Origin of the sequence: Catellatospora bangladeshensis, assembly GCF_016862575.1 — a bacterium.
Classification (GTDB): domain Bacteria; phylum Actinomycetota; class Actinomycetes; order Mycobacteriales; family Micromonosporaceae; genus Catellatospora; species Catellatospora bangladeshensis.
The window spans coordinates 87400-104744 of sequence record NZ_BONF01000040.1 but is presented as its reverse complement, the minus strand read 5'-3'; the positions used below and the strand labels follow the sequence as shown (position 1 = coordinate 104744).

Genomic DNA, 17345 nt, shown 5'->3' with positions numbered 1-17345 from the left:
AGGGGAACGATGGACCAGATCATCCGCGCCGCCCGAGGGACCACCCGCACCGCGCAGGGCTGGCAGCAGGAGGCCGCGATCCGGATGCTGTGCAACAACCTCGATCCCGACGTGGCCGAGCGCCCGCAGGACCTGGTGGTGTACGGCGGCACCGGCAAGGCGGCCCGCGACTGGCCCAGCTTCCACGCGCTGATCCGCACCCTGACCACGCTCAAGGACGACGAGACCATGCTGGTCCAGTCGGGCCGACCGGTCGGCGTGTTCCGCACCCACGAGTGGGCCCCGCGCGTGCTGCTGGCCAACTCGAACCTGGTCGGCGACTGGGCCACCTGGCCCGAGTTCCGCCGCCTGGAGCAGCTCGGCCTGACCATGTACGGCCAGATGACCGCCGGCTCCTGGATCTACATCGGCACCCAGGGCATCCTGCAGGGCACCTACGAGACGTTCGCGGCCGTCGCGGCGAAGAAGTTCGGTGACACCCTGGCGGGCACGCTGACGCTGACCGGCGGCTGCGGCGGCATGGGCGGCGCGCAGCCGCTCGCGGTCACCATGAACGGCGGCGCGTGCCTGATCGTGGACGTGGACAAGACCCGCCTGGACCGCCGGGTGCAGACCCGCTACCTGGACGTGGTCGCCGACTCCCTCGACCACGGCATCGAGCTGGCGCTGGCCGCCAAGCGCGACCGGCAGCCGCTGTCGGTGGGCGTGGTCGGCAACGCGGCCACGATCTTCCCCGAGCTGCTGCGCCGGGGCGTGGCCATCGACATCGTCACCGACCAGACCAGCGCCCACGACCCGCTGTCGTACCTGCCCGAGGGCGTCTCGGTCGAGGAGTGGCAGACGTTCGCCGCGGACAAGCCGGAGGAGTTCACCGAGCGGGCCCGCGCGTCGATGGCCAAGCACGTCGAGGCCATGGTCGGGTTCCTGGACGCCGGGGCCGAGGTGTTCGACTACGGCAACTCGATCCGCGGCGAGGCCCAGCTCGGCGGGTACGACCGCGCGTTCGCGTTCCCCGGCTTCGTGCCCGCGTACATCCGGCCGCTGTTCTGCGAGGGCAAGGGGCCCTTCCGCTGGGCCGCACTGTCCGGCGACCCGGCCGACATCGCCGCCACCGACCAGGCCGTGCTCGACCTGTTCCCCGAGAACGAGTCGCTGTCGCGCTGGATCCGGATGGCGCAGGAGAAGGTCGCCTTCCAGGGCCTGCCCGCCCGCATCTGCTGGCTCGGCTACGGCGAGCGCGACAAGGCCGGGGTGCGCTTCAACGAGATGGTCGCCGACGGCACGCTCAAGGCGCCCATCGTCATCGGCCGTGACCACCTCGACTGCGGCAGCGTCGCGTCCCCCTACCGGGAGACCGAGGCGATGCTCGACGGCTCCGACGCGATCGCCGACTGGCCGCTGCTCAACGCCCTGGTCAACACCGCCTCCGGCGCGTCGTGGGTGTCCATCCACCACGGCGGCGGCGTCGGCATCGGCCGCTCCATCCACGCCGGGCAGGTCACCGTCGCCGACGGCACCGCCCTGGCCGCCCAGAAGATCGAGCGCGTCCTCACCAACGACCCGGGCATGGGCGTCATCCGCCACGTCGACGCGGGTTACGACCTCGCCGCCGACGTCGCCGCCGACCGCGGCGTCCGCACCCCGATGCGCGAGTCATGACCCGCCCCGGACTCCGCCTCCGGCGCTGCAGTTTCGGGGAAACTGCAGGTAAGACGGGCTTCGTTCGTGCACTTTCCCCGAAACTGAACCGCGAGCCAGGCCCCGCCCCGCGCGGGGTGGCGCGGGTTTCGGCGTGTGGCGAGGGGGCGGCGTGAGCGGGTTCGCGGAGTTGTGGGCGCAGATCGCGCCCGTCGGGCGGGACGCGCAGACGGGCGGGTACCTGCGGTATGCGTACGCCCCGGCGGAGCAGGCGCTGCGGGCCTGGTTCCTGGACCAGGCCCGCGCCCGGGACCTGCTGGTCGAGGAGGACGGCAACGGCAACGTGTTCGCCTGGTGGGGTGACCCGTCGGCCGGGGACGCCGTGCTGACCGGCTCGCACCTGGACTCGGTGCCGCACGGCGGCGCGTACGACGGCCCGCTCGGCGTCGTCAGCGCCCTGCTGGCGGTGGACGCGCTGCGCGAACGAGGGGTGCGGCCGGTCCGCCCGATCGGGATCGCGGTGTTCGCTGAGGAGGAGGGCTCCCGGTTCGGGCTGGCCTGCCTCGGCTCACGGCTGCTCGCGGGCGCGGTCGACCCGGCCGCCGCGGCGGCGCTGACCGACCGCGACGGGATCACCCTGGACGAGGCGATGCGGACGGCGCTGGGCCACGGCCCGCGCGGCGCCCGCCCCGACCTGCTCGGCCGGATCGGCTGCTACGTCGAGCTGCACGTCGAACAGGGCCGCGCCCTGCTCGACCTGGACCGTGCCGTGGGCGTGGCCAGCGCCATCTGGCCGCACGGCCGCTGGCGGCTCGACTTCACCGGCGAGGCCAACCACGCCGGCACGACCCTGATGGCCGACCGGCGCGACCCGATGCTGACCTTCGCGGCGACCGTGCTGGCCGCCAACGAGCAGGCCAGACGCCTCGGTGCGCACGCCACCGTCGGCCGCGTGCAGGTCTACCCGAACGCCACCAACGCCATCCCCGGCAAGGTCAGCGCCTGGCTCGACGCCCGCGCCGACTCGACGGAGACGGTCGAGCAGGTAGTCGCCGCGGTGCACCTGCGCGCCCAGGCACGGGCGGCCGAAGACGGCACCACGGTCACCCTCACCGCCGAGTCGGTCTCCCCGGAGACCGAGTTCCACGGCGGCCTCCGCGACCGCCTGTCCAAGCTCCTGGACGGCGCCCCGATCCTGCCCACCGGCGCGGGCCACGACGCGGGCGTCCTCAGCGCCTTCGTCCCGACCGCGATGCTCTTCGTCCGCAACCCCACCGGCGTCTCCCACTCCCCCGCCGAGCACGCCCCCGACGCCGACTGCGAGGCAGGCGTAACCGCCCTGGCCACAGTCCTGGAGGACCTCGCGTGCTGATCTACTGCCAGTACGCCTGGCTCCCCGAGGGCGTGGTGCCCGACGTGGTCCTCGAAACCCGCGACGGCCGTCTAACCCGCGTGTCCCGCCCCCAAGATCACGTCGATCTTGCGCGAAGTGTTAGGGATATGCCCGATAAGGGCGTGTCGCACCCACAGTTCATGCAAGATCAACGCACTTCAGGGGGGCAACGCGGGTCAGGGGTGGTTTACCGCGCCGGGGTGACGATGGCGGGGTTCGCCAATGCGCACTCTCACGCGTTTCACCGGGCTCTGCGGGGGCGGACCCATGGGGACAGAGGGAGCTTCTGGACCTGGCGGGAGCAGATGTACCGGGTCGCGGCGGCGCTGGATCCGGACTCGTACTACCGGCTGGCGCGGGGCGTCTACGGGGAGATGGCGCTGGCGGGGATCACGTCTGTCGGGGAGTTCCACTACCTGCATCACGCGCCGGGAGGGGTGCCCTACGCGAATCCCAACGCGATGGGTGAGGCGCTCGTCGCCGCGGCGAAGGATGCCGGGCTGCGGATCACGCTGCTGGACACGCTGTATCTGACCGCGTCGGTGGACGGGAAGCCGCTGGAGGGGCCGCAGTTGCGGTTCGGGGACGGGGACGCGCTGCGCTGGGCGGAGCGGGTGGATCTCGTCGCCGATCAGCCGCATCTGCTGACGGGCGCGGCGATCCACTCGGTGCGGGCGGTGCCCCCGGCGCAGATGTCGACGGTGGCGGCGTGGGCGGCGGGGCGGCCGCTGCACGCGCACGTGTCGGAGCAGCGCGCCGAGAACGAGGCCTGCCTCGCCGAGCACGGGCGTACGCCGACGGAGGTGCTGGCGGACTTCGGGGCGGTGCACGAGATGTTCACGGCGGTGCACGCCACGCACCTGACGCACAACGACATGGCGCTGCTGTCGGCGTCGTACGCCTGCTTCTGCCCGACGACCGAGCGGGACCTGGGCGACGGCATCGGCCCGGCGCGCGCCCTGGCCGACGCCGGGACGCGGCTGACCTTGGGCAGCGACAGCCACGCGGTCATAGACTTCTTCGAGGAGTCGCGAGCCCTGGAGCTGCACGAACGCCTCGCGACCGAGCAGCGCGGGCACTTCACCGCGGCCGAGCTGCGGGCCGCGGCGACGGCGGCGGGGCACGCGAGCCTCGGCTGGCACGACGCGGGGCGGATCGAGGTGGGGGCGCGCGCCGACCTGGTGACGGTGGCCCTGGACAGCCCGCGTACCGCCGGGATCGACCCCGAGGGCATGCTCTTCGCCGCGAGCCCGGCCGACATCACCCACGTGCTGGCCGACGGGCGGGAGGTCGTCCGGGACGGGCGGCACACCGGCATCGACGTGGCCCGCGAGCTGCAGGAGGCGATCACGTGTCTCTTCTGATCACCGACATCGGCGAGCTGACCACCAACGATCCCGAGCTGGGCATCCTGCGCGGCGCCGCGCTGGTGGTGGACGGCGACCGCGTGGCGTGGGTAGGCCCCGCCGCCGGTGCCCCGGCCGCCGACGAGCGCCTGGACGTACGCGGCGCGGCCGTGCTGCCCGGCTTCGTGGACAGCCACAGCCACCTGGTGTTCGCCGGGGACCGGGCGCCGGAGTTCGCGGCGCGCATGGCCGGTGAGCCGTACACGGGCGGCGGCATCCGCACCACCGTGGCCGCCACCCGCGCCGCGACCGACGACCAGCTGCGCACGAACGTGGCCCGGCTGGTCGGCGAGGCGCTGCGGCAGGGCACCACCACCATCGAGATCAAGAGTGGGTACGGCCTCAGCACGCTCGACGAGGCCCGCTCGGTGCGCATCGCCGCGGAGTTCACCGACGAGGTGACCTTCCTCGGCGCGCACGTGAAACCGGCCGACGGCGCCGACGGCTACGTCGACGAGGTGACCGGCCCGATGCTGGACGCCTGCGCGAAGTACGCGGGCTGGGTGGACGTGTTCTGCGAGCGGGGCGCGTTCGACGTCGCCGAGTCGCGCCGGGTGCTCCAGGCGGGCATCGCGGCGGGCCTGCGCCCCCGCATCCACGCCAACCAGCTCACCATGGGCGGCGGCGTGCAGCTCGCCGTCGAGCTGGACTGCGCCAGCGCCGACCACTGCACCCACCTGTCCCCCGCCGACGTGGACGCCCTGGCGAACTCGAACACGGTCGCCACGCTGCTGCCCGGCGCGGAGTTCTCCACCCGCGCGCCCTGGCCGGACGCGCGCCGCCTGCTCGCCGCCGGGGTGACCGTGGCCCTGGCGACGGACTGCAACCCCGGCTCGTCGTACACCTCGTCCATGCCCTTCTGCATCGCCCTGGCGGTGCGGGACATGAAGATGACCCCCACCGAGGCGGTCTGGTCGGCCACCAAGGGCGGCGCGCTCGCGCTGCGCCGGCTCGACCTCGGCCACCTCGCCCCGGGCGCGTCCGCGGACCTGATCGTCCTGGACGCCCCCTCCCACCTGCACCTGGCCTACCGGCCCGGCGTGCCGTTGATCAACAAAGTGATAAGGAAGGGCACCTTCTTAACGCAATACGTAGAGGAAGGGCACCTTCTTAACCACCCTCCGCACAAGGGAGTGCTGTCATGACCGTCATCGTCGAACCCACCGGCATCGCCCCGGGCGACGTCGCCGCGGTGGCCCGCGCCGACGCGCAGGTCGCCATCAGCGACGCCGCCATCGCGGCCATGCAGGCCAGCCGCGCCATCGTCGATGACATCGAGCGCGACGGCCGCCCCGTGTACGGCGTCTCCACCGGCTTCGGCGCGCTGGCCAACACGTTCATCGCGCCCGAGCGCCGGGCCGAGCTGCAGCACGCCCTGATCCGCTCGCACGCCTCCGGCGTCGGCGCGCCCATGCCCCGCGAGGTCGTCCGCGCGATGATGCTGCTGCGCGTACGCTCGCTCGCGCTCGGCCACTCCGGCGTGCGCCCGCTCATCGCGCAGGCGCTCGTCGACCTGCTCAACCACGACATCACCCCGTGGGTGCCCGAGCACGGCTCGCTCGGCGCCTCCGGCGACCTGGCCCCGCTGGCCCACTGCGCGCTGGCGCTGATGGGCGAGGGCTGGGTGCTCGGCAAGGACGGCGCCCGGCTCAACGCCGCGGACGCGCTGCACGCCGCCGGGCTGACCCCGATCACGCTCAGCTCCAAGGAGGGCCTGGCGCTGATCAACGGCACCGACGGCATGCTGGCCATGCTGCTGCTGGCCTGCGACGACCTCGGCCACCTGTGCACCATGGCCGACGTCACGGCGTCGCTGTCGATCGAGGCGATGCTCGGCACCGACCGGCCGTTCCACCCGTCCATCCACGAGATCCGGCCGCACCCCGGCCAGGGCGCCAGCGCCGCCAACATGTACCGGCTGCTGCAGAACTCCTCCATCATGGACAGCCACCGCGACGACATGGCGCACGCGGTGCAGGACGCGTACTCGATGCGCTGCGCCCCGCAGGTCGCCGGCGCGGCCCGGGACACGCTGGAGTTCGCCCGCACCGTGGCCGCCCGGGAGCTGGTCAGCCTCGCCGACAACCCGGTGGTGCTGCCCGACGGCCGCGTCGAGTCGACCGGCAACTTCCACGGCGCGCCGCTCGGCTTCGCCGCCGACTTCCTGGCCATCGCCGCCGCCGAGATCGGCTCGATCAGCGAGCGCCGCGTGGACCGGCTGCTCGACGTGTGCCGCTCCCGCGACCTCCCGCCGTTCCTCAGCCCCGACGCGGGCGTCAACTCCGGCCTGATGATCGCCCAATACACGGCGGCCGGCATCGTGGCCGAGAACCGCCGCCTGGCCTCCCCCGCGAGCGTGGACACCATCCCCACCTCGGGTATGCAGGAGGACCACGTCAGCATGGGCTGGGCCGCCGCCAAGAAGCTGCGCACCGTCCTGGACAACCTGACCAGCCTGCTCGCGGTCGAACTGCTCGCCGCGGTCCGCGGCCTCCAGCTCCGCGCTCCCCTGGTCCCGTCTCCGGCCGGCCAGGCCGCCATCGCCGCGATCACGCCCATCGCGGGCGAGCCGGGCCCCGACGTCTTCCTCGCCCCGGTCCTGGAACAGGTCCGCGCCGTCGTAGCCGGCACCACCCTCCTCGACACCATCGAGTCCAAAACAGGCCGCCTCGCCTAACCACCCCACGCCGCCCCACCCCGCGCCGCCCCGCGCCGCGCCCGCCAGGTGCGTCGATCTTGCGTGAACTGTGGGGACGACACGCCCCGATCGGGCATATCCCTAACACTTCGCGCAAGATCGACGCGATCTTGGAGCCTCGCGTGGGGGCGGGGTGAGGGAGGGTGGGTGGGTCAGGTCAGGTGTTCGGGGCGGAGGCCGATGCCCATGGCGCGGGCCGGGAGGGCCTGGAGGGCGGGGAGGCGCTGGAGGAGCTTGATGACGGCGGGGGCCGTGGGGGGTGCGTCGGAGCGCAGGACGGTGCCGACGACGCGCTGCTGGGCCAGGCGCTGGAAGCGCTGGGTGGCGCGGGTGGGCAGGCTGCGGCGCTCGCGGACCAGGTCCAGATCCTCGGTACGCAGCGCGCCTGCCTTGATCTTCGGGCCGAGCAGGCGGGCGGTGGCGACCGCGTCCTGGACCGCGAGGTTGACGCCGACGCCGCCGACGGGGCTCATCGCGTGCGCCGCGTCGCCGATGCAGAGCACACCGGGGGCGTGCCAGACGGGGAGCTGGTTCACGCGTACCGTCAGCAGTTTGATCTGGTCCCAGTCCTGCAGCTCGCCGACCTGGGCGGCCACCGGCGGGGCGAGCCTCGCCACGGACTCCCGCAGGTGGTCGAGGCCGGCCGCGCGGACGGTGTCGTAGCCGCCCTTCGGGATGACGTACGCGCACTGGTAGTACTCGCGGCGGTCGATGAGGATCATCAGCGCGCCCGCGCCGACCCGCAGTTCGAGCCGGTCGGGGTCGGCCTGCGGGCGGGACAGCCGGAACCACAGCACGTCCATGGGCGCGCCGTACTCGACCGGCACCAGCCCGGCCTTCTCCCGGATCACCGAGTCGCGCCCGTCGCACGCCACGGTCAGCGGCGCGGTGATCCGCACCGGCTCCCCGTCCGGGCCCGTCGCGAGCACGCCGGTGACCGCCCCGGACTCGTCGCGCAGCAGGTCCACGGCCTCGGTGGAGCGCAGCAGCCGGAACGCGGGCAGCCGCGACGCCTCGTCGGCGAGCAGGTCCAGGAAGTCCCACTGCGGCAGGAACAGCAGGTAGTTGCGCGGCTTGGGCAGCCGCGTGAAGTCGGCCACCGGGTACGTCCCGTCGGCGAACGTGACACTCATCCGGGCCTGCTTGCGCCCCGGCAGTGCCTCGATCTTCTCGCCGAGCCCCAGCTCGTCGAGCAGGTTCAGCGTCGACGGATGGATCGTGTCGCCCCGGAAGTCCCGCAGGAAGTCCTCGTGCTTCTCCAGCACGACGACCTCGATCCCCTGCCGGGCCAGCAACAACCCGAGCATCAACCCGGCCGGCCCACCCCCGACGACACAGACCTCCCCCGCCATTACCCTCTCCGCCACCCGGCCCACCCCGCCTAGCTCATGATCACGACGATCTTGCGCGAACTGTTGGTGTTATGCCTGTTTTACGCGTGTCGTACCCACAACCCGCGCAAGATCGGCGCGGGAGAGGGGGTTCAGGCCAGGTTCTTGGCGACGACGGCGGCGAGGGCGCGGAAGGCTTTGCCGCGGTGGCTGATGGCGTCCTTCTCGGCGGGGGTCAGTTCGGCGTTGGTGCGGGTGTTGTTCTCGGCTATGAAGATGGGGTCGTAGCCGAAGCCGTTCTCGCCGCGGGGGGCGCGGATGAGGCGGCCGGTCATCTTGCCGCTGACGAGGTGTTCGCGGCCGTTGGGGGAGGTGGCGCCGCCGGGGAGGACCAGGGCGGCGGCGCAGACGAAGGAGGCGCCGCGGTGCTCGTCGGGGACGTCGCCGATCTGGGCGAGGACCAGGTCGAGGTTGGCGCGGTCGTCGCCGTGGCGGCCGGACCAGCGGGCGCTGAACACGCCGGGCATGCCGTTGAGGGCGTCCACGGCGAGGCCGGAGTCGTCGGCGACGGTGGGCAGGCCGGTGTGCTTGGCGCCCTCGCGGGCCTTGAGCAGCGCGTTCTCGGCGAAGGTGAGGCCGGTCTCGGGGACCTCGACGTACGGCGGGACGTCGTCGAGGCCGACCAGCTCGACCTTGAGCAGCTCGGGCGAGGCGGCCAGGATGCGGCGCAGCTCGTCGAGCTTCTTCGTGTTGCGCGTGGCGAGCAGCAGCTTCATCGGCGGAACACCTCCAGCAGGCCGGCCGCGTCCAGGGTGGGCAGACCCAGCGTCTGCCGCTGCAGGGTGGTCAGCTGCTCGCAGCCGGCCACGCCCAGGTCGAGCAGGGCGTTGAGCTGCGCCCGGTCGAAGACGCCGTCCTCGCCGGTGCCCTGCACCTCGACGAACTCGCCGGTGCCGGTGCACACCACGTTCATGTCCACCTCGGCCGTGACGTCCTCGTCGTAGTTGAGGTCCAGCCGCGGCTCGCCCTTGATGATGCCGACGCTGACCGCGGCCACCGAGCGGTGCAGCGTGGTCTCCACGGTCTGCTTGCGGGTCAGCATGTTCTTCGCGGCCAGCCAGCTCACCGCGTCGTGCAGGGCGACGTACGCCCCGGTGATGGCGGCGGTGCGGGTGCCGCCGTCGGCCTGCAGCACGTCGCAGTCGATGACGATCGAGTTCTCGCCCAGCGCCCGCAGGTTGATGCAGGCCCGCAGCGCGCGGCCGATCAGGCGGGAGATCTCGTGCGTACGCCCGCCGATCTTGCCCTTGACGCTCTCCCGGTCCGAGCGGGTCGTCGTCGCGCGGGGCAGCATGGCGTACTCGGCGGTGACCCAGCCCTGGCCGCTGCCCTTGCGCCAGCGCGGCACGCCCTCGGTGACGCTCGCGGTGCACAGCACGCGGGTGTTGCCGAACTCGACCAGCACGGATCCCTCGGGATGCATGCTCCAGTTACGGGTCAGCGTGACCGGCCGAAGCTGGTCGGGGGTGCGGCCGTCGGGTCTCGTCATGCCGTAAACCCTATGGGGTCAAACTTCGTACCGGGAACCGGGTCGGACGATCTCGACAGGGCCGTTGAAGGTGGCGCTCGCGTTGTTCAGCGTCTCCGCCTCGGAGCCCCACGCGGTGACCAGGTGGGTCAGCAGCAGGCGGCGCACCCCGGCCTTGGTCGCGATCTCGCCCGCCTCGCCGCCGGTCAGGTGCAGGTCCGGCGGGTTGTCGACGCCGTCGAGGTAGCTCGCCTCGCACAGGAACAGGTCCGCGCCCTGGGCCAGCCGCAGCAGCGCGTCGCAGCCCGCGGTGTCGCCCGAGTACGCCAGCACGCGGCCCTCGTGCTCCAGGCGCACGCCGTACGTCTCCACGGGGTGGTTGACCCGGTCCACGCTCACCTGGAACGGGCCGATCGGGAAGCTGCCCGGCTGCAGCGCGTAGAACGTGTAGACGTCGTCGAGCGGTCCCTCGTCGAGGCTGTACGCGGTCGCGATGCGCTCCGGCGCGCCGGCCGGCGCGTACACGGGGATCGGCGGATACGGCCCGTCGGGGGCGTAGCGGCGGACCACCACGTACGAGCAGGCGTCGAGCATGTGGTCGCAGTGCAGGTGGCTGAGCAGGATCGCGTCGACCGACTTCAGGCTGGCGTAGCGCTGCAGCGCCGACAGCGAGCCGGTGCCCATGTCCAGCAGCAGCCGGAAGCCGTCCGCCTCCACCAGGTACGACGAGCAGGCCGACTCCGGCCCGGGGAAGCTCCCGGCGCAGCCCAGCACGGTAAGTCTCATGCTCTCGCTCCTGCGGGGTCCAGCGCGGTCCCGAGGAACCGCTTCGCCAGCCGGTCGAAGATCTCCTGGTCGCCGGTGCACAGCAGCTCGTGCTCGGGCGGTGGGGCGTCGTCCGGGCGCAGCAGATCCCGCTCCACGAGCACGCGGTAGACGTCCCGCGCCGTCTCGTCCGCGCTCGACACCAGGGTCACCTGGTCCCCCATCACGAGGCTGATCACACCGGTGAGCAGCGGGTAGTGCGTGCAGCCCAGCACCAGCGTGTCGACCTGGGCCCGCTGTAGCGGCTCCAGGTAGGCGCTGGCCAGGCCGAGCAGTGCCCGGCCGGAAGTGACGCCCCGCTCGACCAGCCCGACGAACTGCGGGCACGCCGCCGCGGTCACCGCGATGTGCGGTGCGGCGGCGAACGAGTCCTGGTACGCCCCTGAGTTGATCGTAGCGGTGGTGGCGATCACGCCGACCCTGCTGTTGCGGGTCGCGGCCACGGCGCGCCGCACCGCGGGCCGGATCACCTCGACCACCGGGACGTCGTAGCGCTCCCGCGCGTCGTGCAGGCACGCGGCGGAAGCGGTGTTGCAGGCGATGACGAGCATCTTCACGCCGCGCTCGACCAGCCGGTCCAGGCAGTCCAGGGCGTAGCGGCGCACGTCGGCGATCGGCTTCGGCCCGTACGGCACGTGTGCCGTGTCGGCCAGATAGACGGTCCGTTCATGCGGCAGCTGGTCGAGAATGGCGCGGGCCACCGTCAGCCCGCCGACCCCCGAGTCGAAGATGCCGATCGGCGCGTCCGTCACGCTGCGCAGCCTACTTGCCCGAAGCCCCTTCCGGGGAACGGTCCGTTCCGAGATGTCGCCAACGTGACACCGCTCTCATCCTGCCGTTACGGACGGTCGCCGCTGACCGTTGCACAGTGTGCACGGCCCGATCGGCGGGCAGGTCAGGCACGAGGATGGCGAACACAGTGCGTACTGAGTCAGACTCCGAGCGCGACGCCGAGGGCGGGCTCGCCATCGCAGACCCCGCCAGCACCGCCGGCAACAGCGCAAGCACGGCCAGTGACGACCACACCGTGGCGCCCGCCGCCCGCACCTCGCCGGACAATCAGGGCGCGCGCGGCACCGGCGGCCTGCGCAACGCTGTCTCGTCGCGCTTCCGCCTGCCCGGCGAGGACGACCCGTCCCCCCGCAGCGGCCGCCTGCTCGGCCTGTGCACCTGGGCCGCCGCGATGGCCTTCCTCGGCCTCATCCCCGGCGGCCGCCTGGCCTTCTCCCTCGCCCTCAACCTGGACATGCCCTCCTGGTACGCCCCCGTCGCCCTCACCCTCGGCGTCCTCGGCGTCGCCGCCGTCGCGGCCGGCTTCTTCGCCATCCACCGCCACCGCCTCCCCCTCTACCTCTTCACCGCCGCCACCCTCCTCCTCCTCACCAACCTCACCCTCGTCTACGCCGCCTTCTGACCGCCTTCCAGTGCGTTGATCATGAACTTATGGGTGTGTTCGACGGCGTGTCGCTCCCCTAACTTCATGATCAACGACATTTAGGTGGGTACGCAGCAGTGAGCCCCGCGCGGCAGGGATGCCGGGCGGGGCTCGGTGGTTGGTGCGGGGCGGGTCAGGCCCAGAGCTGGCCTTCGAGGGCGGACTCGGCGTCGGCGAGGGTGCCGGTGTAGGCGCCCGTCGACAGGTACTTCCAGCCTGCGTCGGCGACCAGGAACGCCACGTCGGCGGGCTGGCCCTTCTTGGCCGCGTCGTGCGCCACGGCGAGCGCGGCGTGCGCCACCGCACCCGTGGAGAAGCCCACGAACAGGCCCTCGACCTCGACCAGCTGGCGGGTACGCAGCACCGCGTCGCGCGTGCCCACCGAGAAGCGGCGGGTGAGCACGGACGCGTCGTACAGCTCGGGCACGTAGCCCTCGTCGATGTTGCGCAGGCCGTACACCAGCTCGCCGTAGCGGGGCTCCGCCGCGATGATCTGGATGTCCGGGTTCTTCTCCCGCAGGTAGCGACCGGTGCCCATGAGCGTGCCGGTGGTGCCCAGGCCAGCCACGAAGTGGGTCAGCGTGGGCAGGTCGCGCAGCAGCTCGGGGCCGGTCGTCTCGTAGTGGGCACGGGCGTTGGCCTCGTTGCCGTACTGGTACAGCATCACCCAGTCCGGGTGCTCGGCCGAGATCTGCTTCGCCGTCGCCACGGCCTGGTTCGAGCCGCCCGCGGCCGGCGAGAAGATGATCTCCGCGCCGTACATGCGCAGCAGCTGGATCCGCTCGGTGGAGACGTTCTCCGGCATCACGCAGACCAGGCGGTAGCCGCGCAGCTTGGCCACCATGGCCAGCGCGATGCCGGTGTTGCCGCTGGTCGGCTCAAGGATCGTGGCCCCGGGGCGCAGCCGCCCGTCGGCCTCGGCCGCGCGCACCATGTACGTGGCGGCCCGGTCCTTGACGCTGCCGGTCGGGTTGCGGTCCTCCAGCTTGGCCCAGATCCGCACCGGCGGCGCGCCCTCGGGCACCGTCGGGCTCAGCCTGGGCAGCCCGATCAGCGGCGTGTCCCCGCAGATGTCGAGCAGTGACTCATAACGCGCCATCGTCAGCTCCGTTCCACGCGAACCCTGGCGTCGATCTTGCGCGAACTGTTAGGGAGATATCCGCTATGGGCGTGTCACACCCACAGTTCGCGCAAGATCGGCGCGGGAGAGAGACCGTGAGGTCAGCGGCCCAGGACCGCGGCGGCCGCGGCGAGGCCGAAGGCGCCGCCGGCGACGGCGGGGAGGATCGTCACCGTGTCGCCGTCGCTGATCTTGGCGTCGAGGGAGCCGAGGAAGCGGACGTCCTCGTCGTTGACGTAGATGTTCACGAAGCGGTGCAGGCCGCCCTCGGGCGTGATCAGCCGGCCGCGCAGGCCGGGGTAGCTGCCGTCGAGGTTGGTGAGCAGCTCGGCGAGGTTGTCCCCGGCGCCGGAGACGGCCTTCGCGCCGCCCGTGTACGAGCGGAGGATGGTGGGGATGCGAACGTCGATAGCCATGGCGGAACACTCCTGAAGAAGAAAAGTCGAACGGGACGGACGGACGGGATGAGTCAGCTCAGTGCTGACACTCGTAGTCCACCGTCGCCGGGCTCTGCCCGAACATGAACGACTGCACGGCGTGCGGGTCGCCGCTCTTCTCGATGCTCCGCATGGGGTCCATGCTCTCATCAACGAGCTGGACCGGCTCCTCGGACACCTGTCCGTCCACGATGCGGAACGAGCGGATCTCTGCCGTGTGCTCATCGCGGGTCGAGACCAGCAGATAGTGCGCGTTGGGCTCGCCGGCGTACGAGACGTCCGTGCGCGAGGGATACGGCTCCGTCGCCGTGTGCGAGTGGTAGATCACCACCGGCTCCTCGTCGCGGTCGTCCATCTCCCGCCACACCCGCAGCTGCTCGGTCGAGTCGAACCGGTAGAACGTGGTGGAGCGCTCGGCGTTCTCCATGGGGATGTGCCGCAGCGGCGCGTCCGAGCCCACGGGACCGGCCACCACACCGCATGCCTCGTCCGGGTGGTCCCGGCGGGCGTGGGCGACGATCGCCTCGATGATCTCCCTGTGGATGGTCAGCACGGCGACCAGCCTACCGACCCGCGCCCACGCGCGGACAGCCATGTGATCCGCCGCACGATCACCGGTTGTTGACCCCGATGATCGCGTCGAGCAGGGACTCCTGGAGGTAACCCAGGTAGGAGTACACGCTGAGCTGGAAGACGCGGGCGGAGCCGGCGTCCTGCTCCAGCGCCTCCTCCAGTTCGTACTCCACCACGGTGTCGTCGGTCAGCTCCAGGCGGATGCCGAGCGCGAGCCGCGCGTCGTTGATGGCGCGCAGCCAGGCCTCGGCCGACTCGGCGTCCAGGCGCACCTCGCCCTTGCCGGCCTCGGGGAGACCGGCCAGCACGGCGCCGGCCTGGTCGATCTTGGCGGTCTTGAGGTCGCCCTCGGTGAAGCGGCGGAACTCGGCGGAGTCCTTGGCGTCGGCGGGGTAGACGTCGGGGAACAGGCGTTCGACGACGGGGTCCTCGCGGTCGAAGCCGTCGGTCAGCAGGCCGACGACCTCCTCGGCGACCTTGCGCAGCACCCGTACCTCGTCCTCACGGAAGTCCGCCACACACTCCGACCCGACCCGGCGGAAGATGGTCATGCGCGCTCGCTCACTGTCTGTCGACCGTGGCCCACAGCCCGTACGAGTGCAGCCGGGTGGCGTCGTGCTCCATGCGCTCGCGAGCGCCCGCGGAGACGACGGCACGGCCTTTCTGGTGCACGTCGAGCATCAGCAGTTCGGCCTTGTCCCTGCTGTAACCGAAGAGCTGCTGGAAAACCCAGGTCACATAGCTCATCAGGTTCACCGGATCGTTGTGCACGATGGTGACCCACGGTCGGGCGAACTCCGACGCTTCGTCTATGTCCGGTTTGTCGACCGGTACGGTCTGTGGGGCGGCGGTCACGTCCCCCATCCTACGAGTTGATTCCGGCAACACACAGGTACGGACGAGCCCATGCCGTGCCGAGATACGGAGGACCGTCCGGTACGGGGCAGGCGCCCGCAAGATCCGGCCACGCCATAGGCTGTCGGGATGCAAAAGACGGGTGCGGGAGCACCGGCGCTGCTGACGGACCACTACGAACTCACCATGATCAGCGCAGCGCTGCGCGACGGCACGGCCCACCGGAGCAGCGTGTTCGAGGTCTTCGCACGCCGGCTGCCGCAGGGCCGCCGCTACGGCGTGGTGGCCGGCACCGGGCGGCTGCTGGAGCAGCTCGCCGCCTTCACCTTCCACCCGGACGAGGTCGACTTCCTGCGCCGCACCGGCGTGGTCGACGACGCGACCGCCGAGTGGCTGGCCGGGTTCCGCTTCTCCGGGGACGTCGACGGTTACGCCGAGGGTGAGCTGTTCTTCCCCAACTCCCCCATCCTGACCGTCTCCGGCACGTTCGCCGAGTGCGTGATCCTGGAGACGCTGATCCTGTCCGTGCTGAACCACGACTGCGCGATCGCCGCGGCCGCCGCCCGCATGGTCACCGCGGCCCGGGGCCGCCCGCTGATCGAGATGGGCTCCCGCCGGGCGCACGAGGAGGCCGCCGTGGCCTCGGCCCGCGCGGCGTACCTGGCCGGCTTCGGCTCGACCTCGAACCTGGCCGCCGGGCTGCGCTACGGCATCCCGACGGCGGGCACCGCCGCGCACGCGTTCACCCTGCTCCACGACGACGAGAAGGCCGCGTTCGCGTCCCAGGTCGCTGCGCTGGGCGAGCAGACCACGCTGCTGGTCGACACGTACGACATCAGCCAGGGCATCCGCAACGCGATCGCGGTGGCGGGGCCCGGCCTGCGCGCCGTGCGCATCGACTCCGGCGACCTGTCGGTGCTGGCGGCGCAGTCCCGCGCGCTGCTCGACGAGCTGGGCGCGCCCGACGTCAAGATCGTGGTCAGCGGCGACCTGGACGAGTACGCCATCGCCGCGCTCGCCGCCGAGCCGGTCGACGTGTACGGCGCGGGCACCGCGGTGGTGACCGGCTCCGGCGCGCCGACCGCGGGCCTGGTCTACAAGCTGGTCGAAGTGGACGGCCGGCCGGTGGTGAAGCGCTCGGAGAACAAGGCGACGGTGGGCGGGCGCAAGACGGCGTACCGCCGCCACAAGCCGACCGGGACCGCGGTCGAGGAGATCGTGCTGACCGGCGCGTCCGCGGTGACGGCCGACCCGCAGCCGGGCGACCGGCTGCTGCAGCGGCCGCTGGTCCGCGGCGGGGAGCCGGTCGCCGACCTGCCCGGCCTGGAGCAGAGCCGGACCCACCTGCGCGACTGTCTGATCACGATCCCGTGGGAGGGCCTGAAGCTGTCCGCGGGCGATCCGGCGGTGCCGGTCACGGTGACCGCCGCCACGTGATCGTTGCGCTTGGCGGTCTCGCCGGAGCAGCATGAGGGGCGGTGGTGAGCGCACCACCGCCCAGCCGTCCGGGGAGGCCGCCCATGTCCCGCGCACTGATCATCGTCGACGTGCAGAACGACTTCTGCGAGGGCGGATCGCTGCCGGTCACCGGCGGGGCCGCCGTCGCCGCGGGAGTGTCGGCGCACCTGGCCGCGGACGCGGTGGCCGAGCACCGGCGCTGGGACCACATCGTGGCCACCAAGGACCACCACCAGGACCCCGGCCCGCACTTCGGCAACCCGCCGGACTACTCCGCCAGCTGGCCGGTGCACTGCGTCGCGGACACCCCCGGCGAGCAGTTCCACCCCGACCTGGACACCGAGCGTGTCGACGCCGTGTTCCTCAAGGGTGAGTACGCCGCGGCGTACTCCGGCTTCGAGGGCGCCTGCAACGGGGAGAGCCTGACCGCGTGGCTGCGCGCGCGGGACGTGACCGAGGTCGACGTGGTGGGCATCGCCACCGACCACTGTGTACGCGCGACCGCGCTGGACGCCGCGCGCGAGGGGTTCCGGACCACCGTCCTGCTCGACCTGACCGCCGGCGTCGCTCCCGAATCGACGGAGCGGGCGCTCGGCGATCTTCGCGAGGCGGGCGTGGAGATCGTTAACGCGTAACGAAATCCCAGCT

Annotated in this window: 18 protein-coding genes; 8 read left to right on the top strand and 10 right to left on the bottom strand. The window is 72.0% G+C overall.

The features are described 5' to 3' along the window. Positions 1–9 precede the first annotated feature (9 nt). The 5 genes from hutU to hutH all read left to right on the top strand — a co-directional run bounded on the left by hutU (position 10) and on the right by hutH (position 7114). A complete protein-coding gene (gene hutU / locus Cba03nite_RS30415) occupies positions 10–1659 on the top strand; it encodes a urocanate hydratase (RefSeq protein WP_203753567.1) in 1650 nt (549 codons plus the stop codon). Positions 1660–1810: 151 nt separating this feature from the next. Further along, a complete protein-coding gene (locus Cba03nite_RS30410) occupies positions 1811–3010 on the top strand; it encodes an allantoate amidohydrolase (protein WP_239126115.1) in 1200 nt (399 codons plus the stop codon). Continuing rightward, positions 3010–4395, top strand: a complete 1386-nt coding sequence (locus Cba03nite_RS30405; RefSeq protein WP_373315782.1) for a formimidoylglutamate deiminase — start codon at positions 3010–3012, stop codon at positions 4393–4395. Before Cba03nite_RS30410 ends, Cba03nite_RS30405 begins: the two co-directional genes overlap by 1 nt. Continuing rightward, positions 4383–5582, top strand: coding sequence for an imidazolonepropionase (gene hutI, locus Cba03nite_RS30400; RefSeq protein WP_203753558.1), 1200 nt, complete (start codon positions 4383–4385; stop codon positions 5580–5582). The genes Cba03nite_RS30405 and hutI overlap by 13 nt, the downstream gene beginning before the upstream one ends. Beyond that, positions 5579–7114 (top strand): histidine ammonia-lyase, encoded by a 1536-nt coding sequence (hutH, locus tag Cba03nite_RS30395; protein ID WP_203753555.1) that lies wholly within the window; start codon positions 5579–5581, stop codon positions 7112–7114. Before hutI ends, hutH begins: the two co-directional genes overlap by 4 nt. Positions 7115–7287: 173 nt before the next feature. On the opposite strand, the gene Cba03nite_RS30390 is transcribed toward hutH, so the two are convergent. The 5 genes from Cba03nite_RS30390 to murI form a co-directional block, all read right to left on the bottom strand. Beyond that, complete coding sequence (locus Cba03nite_RS30390; RefSeq protein ID WP_203753634.1) at positions 7288–8487, bottom strand: FAD-dependent oxidoreductase; 1200 nt, start codon at positions 8485–8487, stop codon at positions 7288–7290. Between the two features lie 131 nt (positions 8488–8618). Next, entirely contained in the window at positions 8619–9242 is a 624-nt protein-coding gene (gene rdgB, locus Cba03nite_RS30385; protein ID WP_203753553.1) for an RdgB/HAM1 family non-canonical purine NTP pyrophosphatase, read from the bottom strand. Beyond that, positions 9239–10015, bottom strand: a complete 777-nt coding sequence (gene rph / locus Cba03nite_RS30380) for a ribonuclease PH (protein ID WP_203753550.1) — start codon at positions 10013–10015, stop codon at positions 9239–9241. Before rph ends, rdgB begins: the two co-directional genes overlap by 4 nt. An 18-nt stretch (positions 10016–10033) precedes the next feature. After that, a complete protein-coding gene (locus tag Cba03nite_RS30375) occupies positions 10034–10780 on the bottom strand; it encodes an MBL fold metallo-hydrolase (RefSeq protein WP_203753548.1) in 747 nt (248 codons plus the stop codon). Continuing rightward, positions 10777–11571, bottom strand: a complete 795-nt coding sequence (gene murI / locus Cba03nite_RS30370) for a glutamate racemase (protein ID WP_203753545.1) — start codon at positions 11569–11571, stop codon at positions 10777–10779. Before murI ends, Cba03nite_RS30375 begins: the two co-directional genes overlap by 4 nt. A 167-nt stretch (positions 11572–11738) precedes the next feature. On the opposite strand from murI, the gene Cba03nite_RS30365 reads away from it, so the two are divergent. Further along, positions 11739–12233: a hypothetical protein gene (locus Cba03nite_RS30365; protein ID WP_203753541.1), complete on the top strand. Its 495-nt coding sequence runs from the start codon at positions 11739–11741 to the stop codon at positions 12231–12233. Positions 12234–12387: 154 nt separating this feature from the next. Here the strand turns inward: Cba03nite_RS30365 and Cba03nite_RS30360 are convergent, their stop codons facing one another. The 5 genes from Cba03nite_RS30360 to clpS all read right to left on the bottom strand — a co-directional run bounded on the left by Cba03nite_RS30360 (position 12388) and on the right by clpS (position 15248). Then, on the bottom strand, positions 12388–13353 hold the full coding sequence (locus Cba03nite_RS30360; protein WP_203753538.1) for a PLP-dependent cysteine synthase family protein: 966 nt from the start codon (positions 13351–13353) through the stop codon (positions 12388–12390). Between the two features lie 122 nt (positions 13354–13475). Next, the gene (locus tag Cba03nite_RS30355; protein ID WP_203753535.1) at positions 13476–13790 is read right to left on the bottom strand and encodes a MoaD/ThiS family protein; all 315 of its coding nucleotides are present in this window, start codon (positions 13788–13790) and stop codon (positions 13476–13478) included. A gap of 58 nt (positions 13791–13848) precedes the next feature. Then, positions 13849–14364, bottom strand: a complete 516-nt coding sequence (locus Cba03nite_RS30350) for a M67 family metallopeptidase (protein WP_239126114.1) — start codon at positions 14362–14364, stop codon at positions 13849–13851. A 58-nt stretch (positions 14365–14422) separates the two neighbouring features. Beyond that, the gene (locus tag Cba03nite_RS30345) at positions 14423–14935 is read right to left on the bottom strand and encodes a DUF2017 domain-containing protein (protein WP_203753528.1); all 513 of its coding nucleotides are present in this window, start codon (positions 14933–14935) and stop codon (positions 14423–14425) included. 10 nt (positions 14936–14945) lie between these two features. Continuing rightward, complete coding sequence (gene clpS, locus Cba03nite_RS30340) at positions 14946–15248, bottom strand: ATP-dependent Clp protease adapter ClpS (protein WP_203753525.1); 303 nt, start codon at positions 15246–15248, stop codon at positions 14946–14948. Between the two features lie 120 nt (positions 15249–15368). Here clpS and Cba03nite_RS30335 point away from each other — a divergent pair, with 120 nt between their 5' ends. Both Cba03nite_RS30335 and Cba03nite_RS30330 read left to right on the top strand, forming a co-directional pair. Further along, positions 15369–16676, top strand: a complete 1308-nt coding sequence (locus Cba03nite_RS30335; RefSeq protein WP_203753521.1) for a nicotinate phosphoribosyltransferase — start codon at positions 15369–15371, stop codon at positions 16674–16676. An 83-nt stretch (positions 16677–16759) separates the two neighbouring features. Further along, the gene (locus tag Cba03nite_RS30330) at positions 16760–17332 is read left to right on the top strand and encodes an isochorismatase family protein (protein ID WP_203753518.1); all 573 of its coding nucleotides are present in this window, start codon (positions 16760–16762) and stop codon (positions 17330–17332) included. The last annotated feature ends 13 nt before the right edge of the window (positions 17333–17345 follow it).

Coding starts and splice junctions, on each gene's coding strand:
- hutH (WP_203753555.1), top strand. CDS start 5,579: ATGACCGTCATCGTCGAACCCACCGGCATCGCCCCGGGCGACGTCGCC.
- Cba03nite_RS30390 (WP_203753634.1), bottom strand. CDS start 8,487: ATGGCGGGGGAGGTCTGTGTCGTCGGGGGTGGGCCGGCCGGGTTGATG.
- Cba03nite_RS30330 (WP_203753518.1), top strand. CDS start 16,760: ATGTCCCGCGCACTGATCATCGTCGACGTGCAGAACGACTTCTGCGAG.
- rdgB (WP_203753553.1), bottom strand. CDS start 9,242: ATGAAGCTGCTGCTCGCCACGCGCAACACGAAGAAGCTCGACGAGCTG.
- clpS (WP_203753525.1), bottom strand. CDS start 15,248: ATGGGGGACGTGACCGCCGCCCCACAGACCGTACCGGTCGACAAACCG.
- Cba03nite_RS30360 (WP_203753538.1), bottom strand. CDS start 13,353: ATGGCGCGTTATGAGTCACTGCTCGACATCTGCGGGGACACGCCGCTG.
- Cba03nite_RS30335 (WP_203753521.1), top strand. CDS start 15,369: ATGCAAAAGACGGGTGCGGGAGCACCGGCGCTGCTGACGGACCACTAC.
- rph (WP_203753550.1), bottom strand. CDS start 10,015: ATGACGAGACCCGACGGCCGCACCCCCGACCAGCTTCGGCCGGTCACG.
- Cba03nite_RS30375 (WP_203753548.1), bottom strand. CDS start 10,780: ATGAGACTTACCGTGCTGGGCTGCGCCGGGAGCTTCCCCGGGCCGGAG.
- hutU (WP_203753567.1), top strand. CDS start 10: ATGGACCAGATCATCCGCGCCGCCCGAGGGACCACCCGCACCGCGCAG.
- Cba03nite_RS30345 (WP_203753528.1), bottom strand. CDS start 14,935: ATGACCATCTTCCGCCGGGTCGGGTCGGAGTGTGTGGCGGACTTCCGT.
- Cba03nite_RS30355 (WP_203753535.1), bottom strand. CDS start 13,790: ATGGCTATCGACGTTCGCATCCCCACCATCCTCCGCTCGTACACGGGC.